At 48.9% G+C, this 20,597-nt stretch carries 24 protein-coding genes, 1 tRNA gene and 1 pseudogene; 6 read left to right on the top strand and 20 right to left on the bottom strand.

Annotated features, from left to right (window positions below):
- Nucleotides 1-247: 247 nt before the first annotated feature.
- Both J2T14_RS18480 and J2T14_RS18475 read right to left on the bottom strand, forming a co-directional pair.
- Nucleotides 248-1,126, bottom strand: a complete 879-nt coding sequence (locus J2T14_RS18480) for a phosphotransferase (protein WP_307473825.1) — start codon at nt 1,124-1,126, stop codon at nt 248-250.
- Nucleotides 1,127-1,571: 445 nt separating this feature from the next.
- The gene (locus J2T14_RS18475; RefSeq protein WP_307473061.1) at nt 1,572-3,242 is read right to left on the bottom strand and encodes a cellulase family glycosylhydrolase; all 1,671 of its coding nucleotides are present in this window, start codon (nt 3,240-3,242) and stop codon (nt 1,572-1,574) included.
- 691 nt (nt 3,243-3,933) lie between these two features.
- Here J2T14_RS18475 and J2T14_RS18470 point away from each other — a divergent pair.
- Nucleotides 3,934-4,010 (top strand) — tRNA-Met (locus J2T14_RS18470).
- Nucleotides 4,011-4,096: 86 nt separating this feature from the next.
- Here J2T14_RS18470 and J2T14_RS18465 read toward each other — a convergent pair.
- From J2T14_RS18465 to J2T14_RS18440, 6 genes and pseudogenes are all read right to left on the bottom strand, one after another.
- Nucleotides 4,097-4,294 (bottom strand): annotated as a pseudogene (locus tag J2T14_RS18465) (dihydrofolate reductase family protein); the annotation flags it as partial.
- Between the two features lie 153 nt (nt 4,295-4,447).
- Nucleotides 4,448-4,966, bottom strand: a complete 519-nt coding sequence (locus tag J2T14_RS18460; protein WP_307473059.1) for a DinB family protein — start codon at nt 4,964-4,966, stop codon at nt 4,448-4,450.
- Nucleotides 4,967-5,064: 98 nt separating this feature from the next.
- Nucleotides 5,065-5,643, bottom strand: a complete 579-nt coding sequence (locus J2T14_RS18455) for a DUF1697 domain-containing protein (RefSeq protein ID WP_307473057.1) — start codon at nt 5,641-5,643, stop codon at nt 5,065-5,067.
- Between the two features lie 6 nt (nt 5,644-5,649).
- Nucleotides 5,650-6,069 carry a RidA family protein gene (locus J2T14_RS18450; protein ID WP_307473055.1) on the bottom strand — a complete coding sequence of 140 codons (420 nt, stop codon included), beginning with the start codon at nt 6,067-6,069 and terminating at the stop codon, nt 5,650-5,652.
- 83 nt (nt 6,070-6,152) lie between these two features.
- Nucleotides 6,153-7,124, bottom strand: a complete 972-nt coding sequence (locus tag J2T14_RS18445) for a helix-turn-helix transcriptional regulator (protein WP_307473053.1) — start codon at nt 7,122-7,124, stop codon at nt 6,153-6,155.
- Nucleotides 7,125-7,414: 290 nt separating this feature from the next.
- Nucleotides 7,415-7,609: an ATP-binding protein gene (locus J2T14_RS18440; protein WP_444939713.1), complete on the bottom strand. Its 195-nt coding sequence runs from the start codon at nt 7,607-7,609 to the stop codon at nt 7,415-7,417.
- A gap of 194 nt (nt 7,610-7,803) precedes the next feature.
- On the opposite strand from J2T14_RS18440, the gene J2T14_RS18435 reads away from it, so the two are divergent.
- On the top strand, nt 7,804-8,067 hold the full coding sequence (locus J2T14_RS18435) for a MerR family transcriptional regulator (protein WP_307473051.1): 264 nt from the start codon (nt 7,804-7,806) through the stop codon (nt 8,065-8,067).
- Nucleotides 8,068-8,329: 262 nt separating this feature from the next.
- Here the strand turns inward: J2T14_RS18435 and J2T14_RS18430 are convergent, their stop codons facing one another.
- The 6 genes from J2T14_RS18430 to J2T14_RS18405 form a co-directional block, all read right to left on the bottom strand.
- Nucleotides 8,330-9,046: a response regulator transcription factor gene (locus J2T14_RS18430; RefSeq protein WP_307473049.1), complete on the bottom strand. Its 717-nt coding sequence runs from the start codon at nt 9,044-9,046 to the stop codon at nt 8,330-8,332.
- A 1-nt stretch (nt 9,047) separates the two neighbouring features.
- The gene (locus tag J2T14_RS18425; protein ID WP_307473047.1) at nt 9,048-10,529 is read right to left on the bottom strand and encodes a sensor histidine kinase; all 1,482 of its coding nucleotides are present in this window, start codon (nt 10,527-10,529) and stop codon (nt 9,048-9,050) included.
- 3 nt (nt 10,530-10,532) lie between these two features.
- Complete coding sequence (locus tag J2T14_RS18420; protein WP_307473044.1) at nt 10,533-11,255, bottom strand: ABC transporter permease; 723 nt, start codon at nt 11,253-11,255, stop codon at nt 10,533-10,535.
- Nucleotides 11,252-11,974, bottom strand: a complete 723-nt coding sequence (locus J2T14_RS18415; RefSeq protein WP_307473042.1) for an ABC transporter ATP-binding protein — start codon at nt 11,972-11,974, stop codon at nt 11,252-11,254. The genes J2T14_RS18420 and J2T14_RS18415 overlap by 4 nt, the downstream gene beginning before the upstream one ends.
- A 28-nt stretch (nt 11,975-12,002) precedes the next feature.
- Entirely contained in the window at nt 12,003-12,974 is a 972-nt protein-coding gene (locus J2T14_RS18410; RefSeq protein ID WP_307473041.1) for a hypothetical protein, read from the bottom strand.
- 213 nt (nt 12,975-13,187) lie between these two features.
- Complete coding sequence (locus tag J2T14_RS18405) at nt 13,188-13,364, bottom strand: hypothetical protein (RefSeq protein ID WP_307473038.1); 177 nt, start codon at nt 13,362-13,364, stop codon at nt 13,188-13,190.
- Nucleotides 13,365-13,792: 428 nt separating this feature from the next.
- On the opposite strand from J2T14_RS18405, the gene J2T14_RS18395 reads away from it, so the two are divergent.
- Nucleotides 13,793-14,080: a diguanylate cyclase gene (locus J2T14_RS18395; RefSeq protein WP_307473036.1), complete on the top strand. Its 288-nt coding sequence runs from the start codon at nt 13,793-13,795 to the stop codon at nt 14,078-14,080.
- A gap of 20 nt (nt 14,081-14,100) precedes the next feature.
- Here J2T14_RS18395 and J2T14_RS18390 read toward each other — a convergent pair whose 3' ends face one another.
- Both J2T14_RS18390 and J2T14_RS18385 read right to left on the bottom strand, forming a co-directional pair.
- Entirely contained in the window at nt 14,101-14,634 is a 534-nt protein-coding gene (locus tag J2T14_RS18390; protein WP_307473034.1) for a DUF1572 family protein, read from the bottom strand.
- A complete protein-coding gene (locus J2T14_RS18385; RefSeq protein ID WP_307473032.1) occupies nt 14,627-15,547 on the bottom strand; it encodes a PhzF family phenazine biosynthesis protein in 921 nt (306 codons plus the stop codon). Before J2T14_RS18385 ends, J2T14_RS18390 begins: the two co-directional genes overlap by 8 nt.
- A 117-nt stretch (nt 15,548-15,664) precedes the next feature.
- Between J2T14_RS18385 and J2T14_RS18380 the strand changes: the two genes are divergently transcribed.
- On the top strand, nt 15,665-16,528 hold the full coding sequence (locus tag J2T14_RS18380) for a LysR family transcriptional regulator (protein WP_307473030.1): 864 nt from the start codon (nt 15,665-15,667) through the stop codon (nt 16,526-16,528).
- 51 nt (nt 16,529-16,579) lie between these two features.
- Here the strand turns inward: J2T14_RS18380 and rlmH are convergent, their stop codons facing one another.
- A complete protein-coding gene (gene rlmH, locus J2T14_RS18375) occupies nt 16,580-17,059 on the bottom strand; it encodes a 23S rRNA (pseudouridine(1915)-N(3))-methyltransferase RlmH (RefSeq protein WP_307473028.1) in 480 nt (159 codons plus the stop codon).
- Nucleotides 17,060-17,224: 165 nt separating this feature from the next.
- Here rlmH and J2T14_RS18370 point away from each other — a divergent pair, with 165 nt between their 5' ends.
- Nucleotides 17,225-17,605: a DnaJ family domain-containing protein gene (locus J2T14_RS18370; protein ID WP_307473026.1), complete on the top strand. Its 381-nt coding sequence runs from the start codon at nt 17,225-17,227 to the stop codon at nt 17,603-17,605.
- Nucleotides 17,606-17,657: 52 nt separating this feature from the next.
- On the opposite strand, the gene J2T14_RS18365 is transcribed toward J2T14_RS18370, so the two are convergent.
- On the bottom strand, nt 17,658-17,825 hold the full coding sequence (locus tag J2T14_RS18365; RefSeq protein WP_307204279.1) for a CxxH/CxxC protein: 168 nt from the start codon (nt 17,823-17,825) through the stop codon (nt 17,658-17,660).
- A 210-nt stretch (nt 17,826-18,035) separates the two neighbouring features.
- Entirely contained in the window at nt 18,036-19,388 is a 1,353-nt protein-coding gene (locus J2T14_RS18360; protein ID WP_307473024.1) for a S1C family serine protease, read from the bottom strand.
- A 193-nt stretch (nt 19,389-19,581) separates the two neighbouring features.
- On the opposite strand from J2T14_RS18360, the gene J2T14_RS18355 reads away from it, so the two are divergent.
- On the top strand, nt 19,582-19,803 hold the full coding sequence (locus J2T14_RS18355) for a hypothetical protein (RefSeq protein ID WP_307204275.1): 222 nt from the start codon (nt 19,582-19,584) through the stop codon (nt 19,801-19,803).
- Here J2T14_RS18355 and J2T14_RS18350 read toward each other — a convergent pair.
- Nucleotides 19,772-20,578, bottom strand: coding sequence for an MBL fold metallo-hydrolase (locus tag J2T14_RS18350; protein WP_307204273.1), 807 nt, complete (start codon nt 20,576-20,578; stop codon nt 19,772-19,774). The two genes, J2T14_RS18355 and J2T14_RS18350, sit on opposite strands and share 32 nt — an antisense overlap.
- Nucleotides 20,579-20,597: the final 19 nt, after the last annotated feature.

Genomic DNA, 20,597 nt, shown 5'->3' with positions numbered 1-20,597 from the left:
CTAATAAACAGGAAGCAATCGTTTAATAAAAACAGCGGCAGCTCAGGCTGCCGCATTTTCTTTCATTTGGATTATTCTAATACTTATCATCCAAGTCTATTGTTATGCCCGTGTCCGGCAAGACACCTTTACAAACCTGTTGCGTGATTTTCCGAAAAAACATGCCCCTACTTATGGTACGGTTCACCGCGCTGTCTGTAACGGCAAGTATTAAGGATATCCTTTGTGGGATGGGGCTCTTATGCCATTATAATTGATAAATCCCTTGTTCGATTCGCTGAATGCAATATTCGGCATGCTTGTAGTAATCAAAGTCATGGTGATTTTCACCCTTTGTAAGTCCGCTGTAAAACATTCCCCACGCGGCCTCTCGAACCATCGACACGAATTTCATGTCCTGCAGAATGTGGAATGCTTCCTCCTCGAAATAGCCGAAGTATAACTTCAACCATTCACGCTCATCTGTTTCACTGAACTGGTTCGTAAACGGGACGAGAGCCAACTCGAAAAACACATCTCCGACTCCCGACAACTCCCAATCAATGATTTGCAGCTGTTGACCTGTATATATCATATTGCATAAAAAGGTATCATTGTGACAGAATTTATTGTTATATTCTTTGTCATTACTCCGCCAATGCATGATTTCCTCTACTCGATGCAACAAGCGGTTTAATCCATCAGGTTGCTTGACTTGAAACTGATCTGCGCCTTTCAAATATCCATGAATTAAATCGTAAGGAGTACATATTCTGCCGTGGCCTTCCATACGATGTATTCGTATGAGGCGATCCATAATCATTCCTTTGATATGATCGTCTTTCAGATCGTCTTTCTCGAGCATTCGACCTTCAACAAATTCCGTGACTACAAATTGTTCCGGAAAATTACTGGAAATGACATGAGGAGCAAATCCCTCGCGGCTTGCCTTCTTCATCATTTCTACTTCAGAGCGTCGCGTCAGATTCAAATACTCATTTTGCCTGCTATTGATGCGCAGAACGTATGTATGCTCTCTCGTTTGTACCTTATAGGTTTGATTACTCAGCCCTCCTCTAAGACTTTCAATACTTACGAATTCATTGTTTAGCTCTGGTACTTCGCGAATAATTTCTTCAACTTTCATGTTCAACAAGATCGCCTCCCATTCGAATGTTCAGTTGACCCAAGAAGAAAAGGCTAACGCCGTCTTTAGCGGCGAAGCAAGTTTCTTCTCTTAGAAATACAAGCAAACAAGTGAACGAGCGCGAGGTTTAGACTCCTGCACGATTCACCCCAAAAACTTGCCCCTACTTATGGTACGATTCACCGCGATGGCTGTAACGGCAAGTTTTAGGGCCATCCTTTATGGGGATGGCCCTTTTCTTAATCTGGCTATGTTCAACCATCATCTTCGTTATCGCAATACCTATATTTCTATAATGCTACATAGAAATTAGATAGCAAAAAAGGAGTTTCTTAGTTGTATGGCGACCAGCAGTAGGAAGTTTACGCCCCCATATCGTGCTGGAAATTCTGAAGGAAGAAAAGTCGGTTTCACAGTTCGCTTCCGATTAGAATTCGGGTTTTATTTAGTTAATCTGAACCAACTGCCATTGCTGATTAAAATTATACTGATTGCCTAATGACCATTGACCAACTGTTGCACCATCATTAGTAGACCAACCGAATACTTCCAGATACTTACCGCTTGCAGCATTTTTAAGCTCGAAATAACCACCGCCTACATCGATCTTCTGCCACTGTTGATTGTAGCCGCCAAGACCAGAATGTGTCCATTGTTGAGCTGTAGCTCCGTCTGAAGAAGACCAACCCCCGATTTCCAGAACCTTGCCGCTATTACGATTTATGAGTTCATAATTGTTAAGTCCGACATTAAGCAATTCCCATTGCTGATTGTAGCCGCCAGAATACGTATACTGATTTACAGCAGCACCATCAGCAGTTGAGTAGCCATTTACATCCAGAACCTTGCCGCTATTGCGGTTGACGATCCTATAATAATTACCTATTCCGCTCATGATGCCATCGATGATTCCTTGCTGTGTTATTGTGAGGTTATGTCTGTTAATCAATCCAAAATTGGCTCCATTATCCCACCATACGGGAACTAAGCTATACTTCTTCGCTGTTGAGACAACTGCTTTTGTCCAAATTGCACGGTAGGTATTGTTGGACGAGTCATTAGCCGATTTATCGATTGCACCGTATTCTCCGATGACTACAGCATACCCTCGTGTTACGAACTTATCGTACATGGATTTGAATTGTGACTCCATGTGGGCTTCCTGTCCCCCAGAGTCTTTTTTGGCAGGGTCGGCTGTTGCTCCCCATTGGGTAGCGCCTTCGTTTTCTACTAGGCAGAAGAAGTAAGGATCGTAATAATGTACAGAAATCATGATTCTCTTTTCGGAGCTAGGAACTGTACTTGATCTGTTATAGTCTGTTGGAAGCACAAAACCAGTATAACCATTGTTGCCTGCCGTGTAATCGATGTTCGTATTCCAACCTGGAATCAACAGCCATCTTGCCGCATTGTTTCCGCCGGTCAGTCTCACGGTGTCCACAAAGATTTGATTCAATGTATTAATGTTTGAATAAATCGTGAGGTCAGGCTGTGTCCCGCCATACGTCACCCCATCGAAAACTTCGTTCATCGATTCGAAGACCAAATGCTCGTTGTAATCGACGAATGTATTGGCTATCTGCTGCCAAACCTTTTTAAATTTGTCTCGAATCGTATTTTGATCGCTTGCATTCGGCAGCAACCAATTATCTGACGGGGTATTGGGGGTTGTAGAGTGAGCGCCATCATGGTGAATATTGAGAATGACAAACAGGCCCTCGCTGTAAGCATAATCGACAACTTCTTTCACTCTGGCCAGATACGCAGAATCGATGGTGTAATTCGGAGCAGGACCGATTTTTTTCATGTACGTAACCGGGATCCGAATGGATCTAAACCCTGCTGCTTTTACCTTTTGAATTAACGCTTTTGTAATAACTGGATTACCCCAAGCTGTTTCGCTAGGAACACCGTTAATATTAGCATCTAATGCGTTTCCTAGATTCCATCCTGCACCCATTGCCGAAGTAATTTGAGTGGCGTTATATTGTGTGAAATCCCATGTCATATTAGCCGCAGATGCTACGGAACCCAAGCTTGTAGAAACGGTTGTAAACATAAAAACAAATGCGATCATCATTAATAACTTGCAGGACTTGAATGTAAAATTTGACATCAAATGGCACCCTCTTCCTTTTATATGGTTGGAAAAAAATATAAGAAACAACTGCTGCAATACTTTTCCAATCGCCTCCTAATTAGTTTTTTCGTTTCTATTTTTACAGAACCACTCCAGTAAGCGCTTTCATTCCTATGCAATTTAAATTATATGCATGATCAGTTAGAACGTACCTTAACTATCTAGCCATTTTTTAGCATATTATAGACTATCGGATTTTATTTGTTTATTCGTGGTTGTTAAATGTATATTCTGGACAGTCAAAAGTTCTCGAAAGCAAAAGCTACCCGCCAATACACCATCGTCATCTAACCCCAAAAAGCGCATAAAAGAGGACCTACGCGGACGTTTCGGGGAAAAGTGACCTACCGCAAACCCATGCCAGCCAACACGTTTTTAACAAGCTCTTACATGTTTCACCCCAAAAACTTGCCGTCACTTATGATACGGTTCACCGTATCACTGCAACCGCGAATTCTTACGCGTTAACATTTCCCGATTGGATCCCGCCAGTGTATACTTTTGCCTAGCAAACTTAAATTCCCCTTCTACCTCCGTTGATACATCCATCCCCTCCGAAAGTAGCCCTCGAGAAGTACTCCCATTAAAAAGCTTGCATATTGGCTCGAACTGCTGTAGTATAAAAGATCTGACCAACGTTAAAGATCAAATTGCTTAGTTATACTATCGCGGGGTGGAGCAGCCCGGTAGCTCGTCGGGCTCATAACCCGAAGGCCGCAGGTTCAAATCCTGCCCCCGCAACCAACCTACAATTCTAGCTCGACACTTATATGAGAATGCCTCTAAACCACTGAACATGGATTAGAGGCATTTTTTCGTTACGATAGGGTTTAGTTCGTTTTCTCTGGTTGATATGAAAGGATGGATACACCGGTAGAGGTCGTTTGAGCATTAACAAGTTTTAAAGCTTTTGTATAGCTTTCGTCTTTGAAGAGGCGCTTTCCGCTCCCATGTACGACCGGTTGGATCATGAGATGATATTCATCGATGAGATCGTGCTCCATTAACGTATGAATAAGATCGGCACTACGCTGTAGGCTACGTTTACATCGAAGCTCAACTCAACCATCTCGATCCTCTTGATAGTACCAACGTTGACGGTATCAGTGCTGGTCGTGTTTGCGCTAAGGTGCTTCGGTGAGGTTATCGGTTGAATCGTGCCGCCGCTGACTTCGATCGGTTTATAGCTGAACTTCCCGTTGTTCCATCAAATAAAACATATAATCGGTCGGGACCCCGACATACCCTTGTTGCCTCAGCATCGCGGTCACATTGCCCCGGTGATACGTCCCATGGTTGACCACATTCCGTAGAATGTCGGAGAAATGCGTATCGAGACGGCCGTACTTCGGATGCTCGATAGTCAATGCCTTGTCCGGGTCGGGCGTACGCCGCAGCAAATCGCGAAACTGTTCGGCGACGCCGGCGAACAGCTGCCGCATCTCATCCACGGTTTTGACCTGCGCTTTCTCTGTCCAGCCCGGGATCTTCGGAAAAATGTCCTCGTTCGGAACTTCCGCAAATACGTACATATAGAGCTGTTCAAACACATACATATGCCCGAACGTTTGCGACACGGACGGGAACACGCTCGTCACTTCCGCATGAAACACATCCTCCGGAAGCTGCTCCAGATGGGTGAACAGCTGGTCATTCGCCCAAACATGATATTCGTACAATTGTTGCGATTGATTAAGCATATAGGGATCCACCTTTCCTTTATCCATCGTTTGGCTGCCACTGCCTCAGGCTTTTCTCTATCGTATACCAGGTTCGCTGACAATGGATGTCAGCGAAGTTAATCGGGATCTGAGCAGGTGAAATCATTTACGTCTTCGTCTGCCGCCAGCATAAGCTGATATATTTTTCGTGTCGTATTCAAATTCCTGATCGTCATCTGTCGATACAATTCCGTACCAATCAACTTTGTCATGCTGCCTTTGGTCACGTTTATTTTATCAATCGCCCATATAATCACGCCTGGCGCATATTTCACCGTTTCGATCTCCGGTTTGAATTTTAGCTTATCGAGAACGGCAGAGTCATTGATATCTTCCCATAAATAAAGGACGTCGCATCTCAATTTATCATTGTTCATCCATGATTCGGGGAGCGTGGACATCACATTTTTCATGTCTTCTAAACTGATTACCAGCACCTTGATTTGCAAACCGAAGGTATCCGTAATCGCTTTTTCGAGAATTTGCGCTATATCCAATTTGGAGTGGCCGGTGGTTGTAAAAATGATATTACCCGAATTGATATAGGTAACGACGTTTTTCATACCAGCCTGCTCAAAAGATTTTTTAAGCATTTTCATATCTACTTTATTGTTTCCGCCGACATTGATCCCGCGAAGCAGAGCCGTATAGACCATTCAAACTTAGTCCTTATCTTCAATGACTGCAATTCCATCCATTTCAAGAAGGCAAGATGGACGCGATGCAAATTCCGAAACGAATAGCACGGTGACCAATGGGGGATGATCTATTGAACCAGCCATCTCTTGGAACGCTTTGTAACCAATAAGCGGGTCGCTTCCGCTAACTAAATAGATATTGAGTTTGACCAGATCGGCGAAACTCGCATTTTCAGCAGCTAAAATGGTTTTGACATTATGAAGCGCCTGTTTTGTCTGCAACTCCAAATCGTCAACTCCAATCAGCTCACCTTTTGAATGAATAGCATTTTGCCCGCCAATATAAATTGTTTTTGCCCTTCCTGTTACGGTAATCGCTTGACTAAATGCTTCTGATCTGAATAAACCGTCCGGGTTTATATGCTCCATTGTAAAAGTTGACATTGGTTTTGTTTCCTCCTTCATGATTTGATTTGTATTCTATCTTAATAATAAACAACTTCACTGACAGTTACCTTCAGTGAAGTTTAATCGGTTCCAATATCGTAATGTTGTGCGATTGCCGATGCCATCTCCTGGACCCGACGCTTCAGCTCCAACGGCTCCCGAATGCGAATGGCCGTGCCGATCGTCATCAGATACATCGGAAGGTACTTGTTCATTGTTGGGACATCGAGCAGAAACCGCGCCTCCCGATCGGTACGTTCCGTCAAATAATGGCGCATATGCCAGTGGCCGCAAACCGCGTTCAGCGTGTCGGGCTCTCCCTCGATGCGGATGACCGTCAGCGGTCCCCCCGCCTCCCGTACCAGCTCGGACTGGTCGCGGAAATAGGCGGACGCGGAGAAACGCTCCGGCTTTTCGAACCGTTCTTCGGTCGGCTCCATCCGATCGATGCGGTCTACGCGGAACGTCCGAAAAGCCTGCGACCGATGACAGAACGCGACAGCGTACCATTCGTTTTGGTCGTAAGCGAGTCCGTAAGGATCTACTTCACGTTCATCGGCCTGCTCCGCATTCGCTTTGCGATAAACGATACGCACCGTTCGCCCGTCATTAATCGCCTGCTCCAGGTCCCGCAACAACGGAACAACGGAAGGCGGACGCGCCGGAGAAATCACATCCAAACCTCCCGTCTGGCGGGATAGATCATCACGCTGCTCATTGTGCAGCCTGTTCTCCACCTTCTTCAACGCGCTTTCCAGCTCCTTCGCATACGGATAGCCAGCGCCTTGTGTAAACTTAAACGCGTCAAAAAGCGCCTTCAGCTCTACAGAGTCGAAGAACAATGGCGCCTCCCTGAAGCTTTCTAGAATGCGAAAGCCACCGTCATGGCCCGATTCTGCGACTACCGGCACACCGCTGGCGCATAATGCGTCGATATACCGGTACACGGTGCGGACGCTGATCTCCAAGCTGTCCGCAATCTGAGTGGCGGTGAGCTTCCTTCCGGATCGTAGCATCCAAAGCATGGACAACATGTTATCCCACTTTGCCATCGGAATTGACCTCTTTTCCTCGTGATAATAAACTGATTTGGTATTGCGTAATTATGTATTGGGGTAAGGGGCCCTACGTAATGAATTCAAAATTACTCTATTCCGTATAACAACAATAGTCCCCGTGCCTTCCCAATCAAATTTTTCGCCCTACTTATGGTAAGGTTCTACGTATCATCAATAAGGCGAAATTACCGACAGCCAGGATTACGCAGCCTGTTAATGGCAACTTTCTTTGTATCTACTGACTGATAAATTAAAGGAATTTAGATATGCTTTTGAGATTAGGCTTAATCGCTGCGCAAAAAACGAATTGCAATTTGCGTATACCCCATTTCCTTCGACTCAATTTCAATTTCATGTCCTAGTTTTTGCACAAGCCGTTTCGCCAGATAGAGCCCCATGCCTGTAGATTTGTATTGTTTTCTGCCGGTTGCTCCGGTAAAACCCTTGTCGAACACTCTCCCAATGTCCTCCGAATTAATGCCGGGCGATGGCGGATGGTTTCGGGCTGCAATTAACTGCAGAAGTTCTGAAAAACATTCACAACAATCGCGTCAATTTTGCTTTTTGGCTCGTTATCGAAGTACAATCCTCCTTGCATAACGAGAAGATCATATCCGAGAAAACATTGAAAAGTTTAGAAGAGCCTCTAATTGCACAAGAGGGACCTCTAACAATGAATGAGATATCGAAAGAAACGGGAATTCCGACGACAACGATCCGGTATTGGGAAAAGGTTGGGCTGCTCACTATCCCCCGTGACAACGAAAACAAGTACCGTATTTTAAATCAAAACCATATTCGTCAGATTCGCGTTATTCATGCTCTCAAATCATCTTCGTATGTTTATACATACTCGCTAAACGGGATCAAAGAGATTATTCGAGAGCTGAATGTCGGCGATATCGATAAAATAAGAAAAATCTCTACCGACTACTAAATCCACTTGGATCGCATGATCCAACTTCAAATGAAAGGCGTCCGTTATTTGTATCAGCTTTGTGAGAAATTAGAATTGATTCTTGTGACACGGTTCCCCGTAATGTATCTAAATACAAAGTACAGTTTGACTATAAAACTTACATCAGTATATAAACACAAAGCCACTCCTGACAATGGAGTGGTTTCTCTAGTCATATATCTAAAAATCATGTGGTCAGCCCATTCAAAATCATCACGAATCACGGAGACTGCTTGCGCATTTACACCTTGAAGCGATATCCCGCACCCCATACGGTTTCGATAAACTGGTGTTGCGACGGGTCCTTCTGGATCTTGTCCCGGATCTTCCCTACATGGACCGTGACCGTGGCGGAATCCCCATAATTCTCGATCCCCCAGACCCTGTCCAGCAGCGCCTCCTTGGAATATACCCGATCCGGGTTTTCCGCGAGGAATAGCAGCAGATCGAACTCTTTTGCCGTCATCGAAACCTCCGTCCCGCGCAGCGTCACCCGTCTTGCATCGACCTGGATCGATAGTTCGCGAATGTTCAGCTCACGCGACTTCCGGGCTTGCAAGTGGGTGGTGCCTGCCGCGACACCGGTCAATCGGTCATATCGTTCGAGATGCGCCTTCACCCGCGCCACGAGCTCCGTTGGGCTGAACGGCTTCGTCACATAATCATCCGCCCCTAGGCCCAAGCCTCGGATCTTGTCGATATCCTCCTTGCGGGCGGATACCATCAGCACCGGAATAAATTTAGTCTCCCGTATCCGTCGCAATAGATCAAAGCCGTCCATGCCCGGCAGCATGACGTCCAGAATGATCAGATCGTATTCTTGCTCCAGCGCCTCCTCAAGCGCTTGCCGGCCGTCTGCCCGTATGGTCACCTCATAGCCGTGTACCTCGAGAAAGTCCCGCTCCAGCTCGGCGATCGCTTGATCGTCCTCAACGATTAACACTTTCCGTTTCGACATCTTACGCTCTCCTCGCTTCATTGCTATCCCGCTTCATCGGAATGCTAATCATCACCGTCATGAACTGTCCCAGTTCGCTTCTCGCATGGATCGTTCCGCCATGATTCGCGATAATTTGCTTCACAATGGCAAGGCCTAACCCGGAGCCGGCTACGTTCTGATTCCGGTTCGCATCCGCGCGATAGAAACGATCGAAAATCCGCTCCAGTTCGTTCGGTCCCATCCCCGGGCCGTTATCCGTAACCGCGAATACCCAATCCTCCGACTGCCGCCCGAAGTACACGTGGATATGGGGCTCCTTCTTGTCCATGAATTTCACCGAATTGCCGACGATGTTCAGCATGACGCGCCTCATCTTTTGGACATCCATCGTCACAACATCGCCTTGCCCCGCCTCATATTCGCTCGTCAGCCGCACGCCCGCGCTCTCGTACTCCATTTGCAGCTCGCTCATCGTCTGCCGATAGAACGACTCCAGCGGCACCGTCTCCAGGTGGAAACGCTCCTGTTCGAGATCCAGCTTCGACAACAAGAACAGATCGTCGATCATTCGGTCCATGTCGAGCGTCTTCGTATAGATGACGTCAATATACTTCTTCAGCTTCTCCGGATCGTTCGCGATGCCTTCCCGAATCCCCTCCACATAGCCCTTGATCGAGGTCAGCGGCGTCTTCAGATCATGCGAAATATTCGAGATCAGCTCCTTGCGGTTCTCCTCCAACGCAAGCTGAGCGTCGATCGATCGCTGCAGCTCGCTCCGCATCTTCTCATACGAGCGGATGACGCTTCCCACTTCGTTGCGTACCTTGGATTCCAGACGAAAGTTCAAATCCCCTTCGGCAATACGCCGGGAGCCCTGTTCGAGCTGTCGCAGCGGACGCACGATATCCCTCGTCGTAATCCAGAGCAGCGGGACCAGAATGATACCGATCAGAATCGCAATGCCGAGAAGCAAGAATAACTCGAAACGATTCGTCTTGGAGCCTGCATCCGTCATGTCGGCGACCAGGTAATAGGTTAAAGGATCGTCGATCTCAGGGAAATCGTATCCTACCGAAAGCAAGTCGCGTTCCTCCCACGCGCTCACGACGAACACGTCGCCCGCGTGCGGCCTAGCCGTGGACACATCCTGCCGCAGCTGCTTCAGGAACGCTTCCCCTTCGCTGAGCGCGCCGTAGCTTTCCCAGCTCTCCCCTTGCCGGACGACAAGGAAGCCCCCGAACGGCTGCAGCCGATTCCCAATGGAGGCTGCGAACGCAGGGGACGTCAGCTCCTCCGGCGCGTACCTCTCCGCATAACGCAGGTCCACGAACAGATCGATGCCCCGATAGAACGCTTCATGCGGAGATTGATCCTTCACGATACCGCTTGCGAGATACGAGAGGACCGCCGTGACGAGTCCGATTCCGGTCATCGCAACGATAATCGCAGTCAGTAAAGTGCCAAATAAATACGTTAAAATAAGTTTCAATCGAATGGACATATGTCAGAACTCTTTCCTTTGGAAGGCCAGCAAGCCCAATATAGTGCCAATGATATAGTAGGCTGTCATAAATAGCAACGTCGAAACCGTCATACTGGCATCCCCCCCATACAGGAGCGGCTGCAGCCAATCCGCATAGTTCGTGACGAAGAATCGATTCAGCTGCGGCTCAAGCATTCCAACGATGCTCATCGCCATCCACATCACGACGCTCACCACCAGCCCAACACCGCTGCTCCCCACCCATAAGGACACGCTGTTCGTCAATACTAGCAACAAGCCGCTGAACAGGATTGCGCCGCCAAGCTCCGCCATACCCGCCCCAAGCGAGGACGGCTCAGGCACGCCTTGAAGAACTAGGCTTCCAATGAATATCGGCACGAACATACACAGTACGATCAAAGCACCGGCCATTAAGCCCGCGAACAATTTCCCCATGAAGAGAAACTCTCGGCTGATCGGCAGCTTCAGCGCATGCTTGATCATCCCCTTCCATTCGCCGACCATAAGATCGCTGCCGAGCGCCCCCATGAAAAAAGGGAGCATGACCGTAAGCAGCAGCTCGATTGCCGTCAGCGGGAGGTTGTCGTCCAGCGCAAGACGGTCCCCGATAAAGACGAAGAGAATACCAATAATGAAGGAGAGCAGCAGCAGAACCTTCAGCTTGCTTCCGCGGAACAGCTTGCGCAGCTCCTCTGCGGTGAGGTTATTCATCTTCGCGATCATTCGGCCCTGCTCCTTTCCTGTGCGAGATGATGCAAATAGTAGCCCTCCACGGTGGCGAACGACTCTCGAATCTGCACGATGCCCGCCGTATGGACATGCCGCCCTTCATAAATGATGCTAGCATGCGTAATCCAGTCCTCGATGTCGTGCACCTGATGCGACGACACGATGACGCTCATCCCCGAGTCGGCCACGAGGCCGCGCAGCATCATCGCAATCTCCCGTCTGCCCTCGATGTCCATGCCCGAGAATGGCTCATCGAGCAGCAGCAGTTTGGGCCGGTGGAGCAGCACGCTGGCAAGCTCAATCCGCTGCTTCATGCCGGTGGAATACTTCTTGATCTTCAGGTCTCGTTGCTTCAGCATGCCCACGAGCTCCAGCGTCTGCCGGATGCGCGCTTCATCGACACCCGGGTATAGCTTATGGTAGCATCTCAGATAGTCATATCCCGTGAGATAGAGGTACGGAGACGGCTCTCCGATCATCAGGCCCATGTGCGGCCTCGTCAGATCGGGCCGGTCGGCGACGGAGGCGCCGTTCCAGCACGCTTTCCCTCTGTCTGTCCCGAGCCAGCCGGCCATTGCCTGTAGCGCCGTCGTCTTCCCGGCGCCGTTCGGCCCCAATAAGGCGACAACCTCACCGGAATGCACGGTGAGGTTCAGCCCTTGGATGCCGCGACCGCCAGGGTAGACCTTCGTCAGATCGTTCACTTCGAACATTGGCATGGTCCTCCCGAGGTCAACTGTGTTAGCTGCGGTCGTCGAGCATTGCCGCGTCGAGCATTTCCACGGACTTGCCGGCAGGATCATACGCATCCGGCGTCGTGGCATTGACGCCGCTAACGTCGCCTGCTCCTTCTATCTCCACGCGGTGGGTGACGCCCGCCTCATCTTTGCCGCTCACTTCAAGCTCGCCTTGCGCGCCTTGCACCTCGTTATTCGCATCGACCGTCATTTGCAGCCGCACATGTTCAATTGCAACGTCTTCCGTCAACTCCGGCAATTGCGCTTCCAAGTCGATTCCCTCAAGTCCTTGGAAGAAAGGAAGCTGTTTGAGTTGCTCCCACTCCGCATACGCTTCCGGCGCATGTGCGCGCCCGACCCTGTCCTCAGCCGATGCAGCGTCCATGAGCAAACGTAGCGGGAGCGGAATGTCCTCCTTGCTGATGTCGACCGCAATCGTCTTCGAGCCATCCGCTTGGTTCACCACGCTGAAGTTATCCTTCAGGTCGCCGACCATGAAATCGAGGAGCGCTTCTTCCGCTTTGTTCATCGGGCGATCCTGGAGTTCCTCCTCACCCGACCATTCGCGATGTTCGCCGGCGTGCTCATCGTCAAGGTTGATTACCTGATAATGCAAATCATGCGTCCGGTCTACGAGATAGACCTTGTCGTCACCACTGCTGTAAAAGCTGGCGTTTCGTTCGATACCCATGAGCGTGAAGTCGAGGTCGCCGCTGACGTTGTGCTCGCCGCCTGCTTCCCCCATTTTCGAAGAGCCGTCCGCCTTCAGCACCGTCTTGCCGTCAACCGTAACGGTGAAGTTTCCGTTAACCGACGCGCTATCGATTGCAGCCCCCGACGTATGATTTGCTTTAAGCACCGCTTTGAACGCATCGTAGCCTTCCGTGTTCGGAGTATACGCGAAAGCCGTCGCCGTAAATAGCGTCATTGCACCAACCGCCGCGCCGATCATGATGAATTTGTTTTTCTTTTTCATTTTTCACTCGCTCCTTTAAGGTTGTATGGTCTTTCTCTCTTGCCCACAACCTTATTCTAAAGGAGGAGTCTAAACTGCCTCGAAAGCAATTCGAAAAATTCTCTAAAATTTGAAATCAGGAAATTGCGCAACAATATTTCAAATGCTCTATTTATAAATCGTTCTGGAAACTTTGTTTTTATCAATGGTTCTATTTTAACGTGTAACTCTAAGCTATTCATTATCATTGCTTGCGAGAAATTGTTCTATTTGATCCATGTAACCTGGAACCGTGATTTGCCTAGGCATGAAGAGACTAATCAATAATGCCCGAAGATCGGAATCAGCTATCTTCTTGCTCAACATCGAATGCAGCTTTGCTAATTCTCTAATCGTAATATCGATTTTCATAACGATCACCCCTAAGGATGAAGCTCACCGTACCATCGCTAAGGCGAAATAACTTTTTTGCTCGTCAGCCACTCATAACCGCATGTGATCCAATCTGCGTCGTAATACTCCCCGGTGCAAAAAGTATAATGGCAGGCATCTACCGTTGAAAGATGGGCTTTTGTACGTTCCGCTTTCCTCCTTTATGGCATTAGACTATATCAACGGTCTAAGTTACAGGTCAAGGTACAAGACGATTGCGGGAGCTGGTCCCAACGAACGTAGAAATTTCGATGTGAACTACTATAACAAAACCAAGAAAATACGCTACACAGGCCTAGCCCTTCCCCCAGAACCTGGCGAACGCGGATGGAAGGACATTGCCGTGTGAGCTTAGGTCAAGTGACACGAATAATCGATAAATTCGTTCCCTTTACGGGCAAATTCACTTGGCACTGTCATATCTTGGAGCACAAGGACTACGAATTTGCTTTCTTTTCCTGCGCAAGACGCTGGAGTTGGTTGAACGCTATAAAAACGCAAAATCCGCTTTAATGATTGACCCGTTAACGACTGCCTATAACCGCGCTTATCTTCAAGACTACACCGAAAGAATCGGACTAACGAACGGGAAAAATGAGACGCTCGGCGTTCTGGCCATCGATATCGACTATTTTAAGAAAATCAACGACTCATACGGGCATCCTCTCGGAGATCGCATATTAATCCATTTCTAGTCACAATAATCTTACCTTCCTCAATGGTATTGACCCGTGACATGTTCATTCGTATCTTGCAGCATCTTCGCAAGCACCACAATCTGTCCCGCATGATAGCCGTAGTGTGCTGACACCTGTATAAGCAGACGGCCAATTAATCTTGTATCATAGGTTTCGTCGGCATGGGCATCACATCGGTGCATTCGGTTCCAATCCTCACGGCCATAGCGAATGATGACCTCTCGGGACAAATCATCGTTCGATAATTCAGATAAAACATCTTCCGATTCGGATCGGGTTTTCCGAAGAAGGATTATCAGCTCTTCTTTTGATATTCCCCCGTCCGTCGTAAATTCGCGAGTACGCTCTCGAATGAACGGCCTGTTTCCGATAGCGCTCACAAAGTTCTGATATTCGTTACCTGTCAAATGCAAGCAGAGATTACCGATGCTGTTCAAGGAGTCCTTCATTCTTTTCCAAATTAGTTCATCGTTTAGCTGATACAAGCTCTTCTCAATTCGGTCAAGCTGTTTGTTCATATCTTCCATGACGTGCTTGATCAGTTCAATCAAGAGAATCCCTCCAACTTTCAGGTAATCGCAGATTACCTGCAATTGTTACATGCGCGAATCCTCCAACTTGGATGGCGATATCCGTCTCCGTCGGTATGATGGTTACATAGAGCGTGCCTGGACGACCAACTGCATCACCTTGTCCTATAATTAGGTGACTCTTTTCTTTGCTTATGATGTTTTCCAAAACAAGATATCCGGTCAAAGCGCCATTTGCCGCCCCCGTCACGGGATCTTCGGGTATGCCAATAGAGGGTGCAAAATCTCGTGTATAGAGGTCAAACCCTTGCTTTGCGTCGAACGTAAATAGATGCGTGTTGCTGATGGAATATTTTTTATTAAACAACGCCAATTGATCCATTTTCGGTTTGGCCGCGTCGATTGCTTGATGTGTCTTAATCGGAACAATCAGCGTCCAGTTACCTGTATAAGCAAGTTTAATTGGAAAACGATCATCCAATTGATCGATATCAAATCCTAGCAAGTCGGCAATTTCTGATTTATCATAAGGAGCATCTCTTACTTCTGGGGAAATCTGTGTCATAGTCACCTTGCCAATCTGATTTTCGTATTTATCCCAATGTACTGGAATCAAACCTATATTGGTTTCCAAGGTGATCTGATCTGCTCGTTTGGCCCATCCGTACTCATTTGCAAGCAACCAGACGGATGCGACCGTAGCATGACCGCAGAAATCGATTTCTTCTTGTGGCGTGAAATAGCGGACTCGATAGTCTGCATTCGGGTCAATAGCGGGCAGCAAAAATGCTGTCTCTGGCAGGTTTAGCTGGTTGGCGATTTTTTGCATTTGCGTTAATGTTAATCTACTAGCATCAGGTACAACTCCAGCGGGGTTACCTTCGAACGGAATTTGGGTAAAAGCATCAACATGGTATACTCGTATATGGTTCATCGCAATGCTCACTCCCTTTTATCTATTGGATACATCATAATGAAGTTCCAATCGATCGTAAAATGAAAATTTACCATACCATGCATGAAGAGTAGTTCATGGAAGTGAGGCGCGAAAATGACTCTTTATCAATTAGAAGTATTCCTGGCTGTCGTTCAAACGGGCAGCTTCACCAGAGCAGGAGAGCTTTTGCTTACAAGCCAATCGGGCGTTAGCCACAGTATTGCTGATTTGGAAAAAGAATTAGGCATTGTTCTTTTTACACGCAATCGCAACCACATAAAGCTGACGGATGCAGGTGAACAAATCTTGCCGCATGCTCGTGAGATCGTGAGCCAGAAAGACAAGATTAATCAAGTTGTATCAGAGGCACAGGGTGTTAAGAATGGGACCCTACGGATCGGCGCCTTCCCCAGCTTTTCGGCTAACGTAATTCCAAGTATTTTTCAAGCGTTTCGCAGCCGCTATCCTGGTGTAGAACTACTACTTTTTGAAGGAAGCTATGCGGAGGTTGAAGCTTGGATCAAAGCTGGGACCGTTGACCTTGGGTTTCTGGCCAATCCATGTGACGGACTGGATATCATCCAGCTTGTTAGCGATCCCTATGTTGCAGTCTTGCCAGCGACTCATCCACTCAGGAAGCATGACGTGATCTCTATCGAGCAGCTTGTGCACGAACCGTTTCTTTCGCTTAAATCTGGATGTGAACGACTTGTGATGAGGGCGTTTCAAGAGAATGAGCTTAGCCTAAATAAGCAGTTTGAGGTTGCAGAGAATTCAACCATTATCTCCATGGTTGAGGCAGGCATTGGAGTGTCCATCGTACCTTCAATGATACTGCCGGTTATGCCAGCAAATATTGTGGTGAAACCGTTAAAACCTCCTATTACCCGTAACATAGGATTGGCAGTACGTTCACAGGAAACAATCTCTCCTGCTATAGCTGCCTTTATCAAAGAGACGCAAAGTTTGCTTGCATAAACCTCCTCGATTGACTTCTTCGAGGAAGTTCTCTTGTTACAGCATTTCGCCCTACTTGTGATACGGTTCCCCCCGATTGATCTTCACCGCCCGATAAATCTGCTCGACCAGCACCAGCCGCATCAGCTGGTGCGGCAGCGTCATGCGCCCGAAGCTGAGCTTCTGCTGGGCGCGCTGAAGCACGACGGGAGCCAGACCGTTGCTCCCGCCAATGACAAAAGCCACGTGGCTGCGCCCATATGTGGCTAACTTATCGAGCTGCGCCGCGAGATCCTCGCTCGACCACAGCTCGCCATCAAGGGCAAGCGCGACGACATGCGCATCCGGCTTCAGCTGCGCCAGAAGCCGCTCGCCCTCGCGGTCGCGCACAATCGCTTCCTCCGCCGGACTCATCGTCTCCGGCGCCTTCTCGTCGGGCACTTCCGTGAGCGTAAGCTTCACGTAAGGCCCGAGCCGCTTGGCATATTCCGCTATGCCGAGCACCAAATATTTCTCTTTCAGCTTGCCAACGGCCGCTATCTGTATATGCATAAGTTGTGCTACACATCCTTTTCCTAGTTGCTCCCAGCATAGCAGAAAATAACCCGGTATGTGAAGCAAGCCCCGGACCAAACAACGTCCTGCTAATTTCCCTAAGTGCCCATCTTTAGTTAGCTCCGCTTTGTGATAAACTAATGAGCAAGGAGTTGATATGAGATGGATTTTCTACGCATGCTAGCTGAGGAGAAAATACGCGAGGCCATTCGCAAAGGAGAATTCGACAATCTGCCGGGCGCCGGAAAGCCGCTTCCCCTGGACGACATGGACAGCGTACCCGAGGAGCTTCGGGTCGGCTACAAGCTGCTGAAGAATGCGGGAATGCTTCCCGAGGAAATGCAGCTGCGCAAAGAAATGATCACGCTGGGCGATCTCATCTCCGCCTGCCAGAACGATACCGAACGCAAAAAGCTTCAAGGCCAGTTGTCCGCCAAGAAGCTTCGCTATCAAACCCTAATGTCCGAACGCGGATGGAACTCGTCCGAAGCGTTCGCCGATTACCAACGTCAAATCATACAAAAGCTGCTCGAAAAGGATTGAGGATTAGATACAGTGTTCCCTTTCCCTTGCCGACAGCCTGGATATGTACCCGCTACACCACCAGGAAGGTGGCTGCTTCTTCGCACAGATCGCACTTGCGCGGCGGATCCCAGTCCGCGAACTGCGTCTCCTTCAAATCCACCACGTCCGGCGCATCCTCATACTCATCCACGAATCTATCCAACGCGTTCTCGATATGTGCCTTGCATACACAATACATAATCTGCTCGCTTCCTATCCCTAGTTGATAATTTTGTTTTCTTCGTTATCTCCAGCATAGCAGAAAATGTCGTATGCTGTGAAGTTTACGATTGCATTAGAACATTCCATTTACAAAAAAACAGGATACAAACGGCTTCCCGTTCGCATCCTGCACTCTCATTTATCCCTACAGTTGCCGAAGCAAGCTTAGCATGCCCTGCCGCTACGCTTATTCCTCTTCATCCTTTACGCCCAGCGTAAACTTCGTCGTCTTCAGCTCGCCTTCGCGGTAGAACGTAACCTCGATCTCGTCGCCGATTTTTTTCTGGCCGTACAAGTATTTGCGGAGCTCCATCGTGCTGCCGATCGACTGGCGATCCAGCTTCACGATGACATCGTTGAACGCAAGGCCGGCATCCATGGCCGGGCCTACCGCCTCGAGCACGATGACGCCGTCATACACCTCGTCAGGCAGTCCTAGCTCCTTACCGCCATCTTCGGCGGAAGCCTCATCCTTCGCGTCCGCCTTCGGCTCATCGCCGCCATCCTCGTCCTCGGACATTTCGCCCTCGAACGCCTCGGCCATATTTTGCTGCTCCCAATACTGCTCCAAGTCTATCGTATACACGCCGAGATATGGACGCGGCACGAAGCCATCCTTCAACAAGCTTTCTATAACCGGCATTGCGTTGTTGATCGGAATAGCGAAGCCGATGCCTTCAACGCCAAGGTCGGCAATCTTCATGCTGTTGATGCCTACGACACGGCCGTTCATATCGATCAACGGACCGCCGCTATTGCCTTGGTTAATGGATGCATCGATCTGAATGACCTCTTGCTCCCAGTCGTACACGCCATCCTGGTTCAGCGACACCGGTATGATCTGATGCGTCCGGCTGACGATGCCTTGCGACAACGATTCGCCCAGCCCGAGCGGATTGCCGATCGCAATGACGAATTCGGCCGCGCGAAGCGCCGATGAATCGCCAATCTCCGCAACGACATCGATACCCTTCTCATCAATCTCCAGCACCGCCAGATCGGTAATCTGATCTTTGCCTATGACGCGAGCCTCGCGCTTCTCGCCGTTCATTAGAATAACCTTCACGGATACCGCATTCTCGATCACGTGATGATTCGTCACAATAATCGCCTTGCCGTCGTTCTTCGATATAATAACGCCCGAACCGACACCGGCTTCGCGCAGCGTACCTTTGCCTTCGCTGCCTTCCTCCAATGCCTCGCCGCCGAGCGAATACATTTGTTCGTTAACGATACTGACCACGGCCGGCCTTACTTTAGCCGAAGCTTGAATCGCGCGTTCGGACGCGTCCATCGTCTGGACGACGCCTGCCGTTGCCGTAGCGGTGCGGCCGCCGCCGCTATCCGCGCCGCCGCCGAAGAAAGCTCCGAACAGGAGCGTCGCGGCAATGGCGCTGGTGAAGGAGGATACGAAGGCAACCCTCACATTCGACCATTTTCGGCCACCGCTTTTATAAGGAAACGCAAAGTCCTCTTGCTTGCTTGCACGCGCGCGCCGAGAAACCTTTGTCGAGTAGAAATCGTCGTCGAATAAGCCCATCGCTATCGCTCCCTCTCAATGTCTACCGACATCAAGACTATTTTTTCAATCTAGGAATGTTTTCGGAAGAATTGACTAAAATAATAATAGATTCACAAAAATGTACCATTCATTTCTACCTTTTTTGCTATATGACTTTTAATACCCGCGCCGTGCATGATCGAAACGATATGAATGAAGGAGAGAAGCCGTTATGAAATCCAAATCCCCCGCTTCCTGGGAGCAAGTTCAGCTCGTCGCCAAACTCGCGGATCTGAAGGATGATCATTACCGTACCGTCCTCGCCCTAAGCGCTATGCTAGAGCTGTTCATAGAGAAGGGCCTCCTGACAAGAGAAGAGCTAAGCGCCAAGCAAGAAGAGCTTGATGCCCAGATGGAATCGCTTATTTCCGCCTCACTTCATCCCATGGCGTAGGTCTGTCGTGATGCGTCTCGCGCAGCGGATGCTCTTCTTTCTTATAAAATATTCCGTGATCCTCCAATATTGTATTCACCGTCAGCTTCGCTAAGTCCATCACATTATGGTCAAGGCTGAGATGAGCCAAATAGACGCGTTTCGTTCGATCCGTCATCAGCTCGCAAAGCGCCTCGCCTGCGGCTACGTTCGATAAATGTCCGATATCGCTAAGGATGCGGCGCTTAATATTCCAAGGATAACGACCCATGCGCAGCATTTCCGTGTCGTGGTTCGATTCGAGCACCAGCACGTCGGAGTCGATGATATGGCGCTTCACCTTCTCGCTCATATAACCAAGGTCCGTGGCGAGACTCAGCTTCTCGCCATGCTCTTCGAACGTATAGCCGACCGGCTCGGCCGCATCATGCGAGATCGGATAAGACTGTACCTTCATCGGGCCAAAATCAACCGTCTCTCCCGTCTCTATATAGACGCGCTTCTCCGGTGCGATGTTGCCTACATGACGCTCAAGCGCGCCCCAGGTTGCTTCGTTCGCATAGATCGGAAGCTCGTATTTGCGTGCGAAAGCGCCTAATCCTTTTATATGGTCGGAATGCTCATGCGTAACGAACAGCGCGTCCAGATGATGGCCGGCTATTCCTTGCTCCCGCATGACCTCCTCCAGCTTCTTCATGCTAAGACCCGCGTCGACGAGCACCGTCTTCTCGCTGCCCTGCACGATTGTTGCGTTCCCCGTAGATCCGCTTGCCAATACCGTGAATCGTAATCCCATAACGCCCCGTCCTATCCCT

It is taken from the genome of Paenibacillus harenae, assembly GCF_030812415.1.
Classification (GTDB): domain Bacteria; phylum Bacillota; class Bacilli; order Paenibacillales; family Paenibacillaceae; genus Pristimantibacillus; species Pristimantibacillus harenae_A.
This window is presented reverse-complemented; position numbering and strand designations above follow the sequence as displayed.

Bases quoted from the DNA above. Each gene is read 5' to 3' on its own strand.
- J2T14_RS18480 (WP_307473825.1), bottom strand. From the start codon at position 1,126: ATGAAAGTTGAAGAAATTATTCGCGAAGTACCAGAGCTAAACAATGAA.
- J2T14_RS18475 (WP_307473061.1), bottom strand. From the start codon at position 3,242: ATGTCAAATTTTACATTCAAGTCCTGCAAGTTATTAATGATGATCGCA.
- J2T14_RS18460 (WP_307473059.1), bottom strand. From the start codon at position 4,966: ATGCTTAATCAATCGCAACAATTGTACGAATATCATGTTTGGGCGAAT.
- J2T14_RS18455 (WP_307473057.1), bottom strand. From the start codon at position 5,643: ATGGTCTATACGGCTCTGCTTCGCGGGATCAATGTCGGCGGAAACAAT.
- J2T14_RS18450 (WP_307473055.1), bottom strand. From the start codon at position 6,069: ATGTCAACTTTTACAATGGAGCATATAAACCCGGACGGTTTATTCAGA.
- J2T14_RS18445 (WP_307473053.1), bottom strand. From the start codon at position 7,124: ATGGCAAAGTGGGATAACATGTTGTCCATGCTTTGGATGCTACGATCC.
- J2T14_RS18435 (WP_307473051.1), top strand. From the start codon at position 7,804: ATGAATGAGATATCGAAAGAAACGGGAATTCCGACGACAACGATCCGG.
- J2T14_RS18430 (WP_307473049.1), bottom strand. From the start codon at position 9,046: ATGTCGAAACGGAAAGTGTTAATCGTTGAGGACGATCAAGCGATCGCC.
- J2T14_RS18425 (WP_307473047.1), bottom strand. From the start codon at position 10,529: ATGTCCATTCGATTGAAACTTATTTTAACGTATTTATTTGGCACTTTA.
- J2T14_RS18420 (WP_307473044.1), bottom strand. From the start codon at position 11,255: ATGATCGCGAAGATGAATAACCTCACCGCAGAGGAGCTGCGCAAGCTG.
- J2T14_RS18415 (WP_307473042.1), bottom strand. From the start codon at position 11,974: ATGTTCGAAGTGAACGATCTGACGAAGGTCTACCCTGGCGGTCGCGGC.
- J2T14_RS18410 (WP_307473041.1), bottom strand. From the start codon at position 12,974: ATGAAAAAGAAAAACAAATTCATCATGATCGGCGCGGCGGTTGGTGCA.
- J2T14_RS18405 (WP_307473038.1), bottom strand. From the start codon at position 13,364: ATGAAAATCGATATTACGATTAGAGAATTAGCAAAGCTGCATTCGATG.
- J2T14_RS18385 (WP_307473032.1), bottom strand. From the start codon at position 15,547: ATGAACCATATACGAGTATACCATGTTGATGCTTTTACCCAAATTCCG.
- J2T14_RS18380 (WP_307473030.1), top strand. From the start codon at position 15,665: ATGACTCTTTATCAATTAGAAGTATTCCTGGCTGTCGTTCAAACGGGC.
- rlmH (WP_307473028.1), bottom strand. From the start codon at position 17,059: ATGCATATACAGATAGCGGCCGTTGGCAAGCTGAAAGAGAAATATTTG.
- J2T14_RS18370 (WP_307473026.1), top strand. From the start codon at position 17,225: ATGGATTTTCTACGCATGCTAGCTGAGGAGAAAATACGCGAGGCCATT.
- J2T14_RS18365 (WP_307204279.1), bottom strand. From the start codon at position 17,825: ATGTATTGTGTATGCAAGGCACATATCGAGAACGCGTTGGATAGATTC.
- J2T14_RS18360 (WP_307473024.1), bottom strand. From the start codon at position 19,388: ATGGGCTTATTCGACGACGATTTCTACTCGACAAAGGTTTCTCGGCGC.
- J2T14_RS18355 (WP_307204275.1), top strand. From the start codon at position 19,582: ATGAAATCCAAATCCCCCGCTTCCTGGGAGCAAGTTCAGCTCGTCGCC.
- J2T14_RS18350 (WP_307204273.1), bottom strand. From the start codon at position 20,578: ATGGGATTACGATTCACGGTATTGGCAAGCGGATCTACGGGGAACGCA.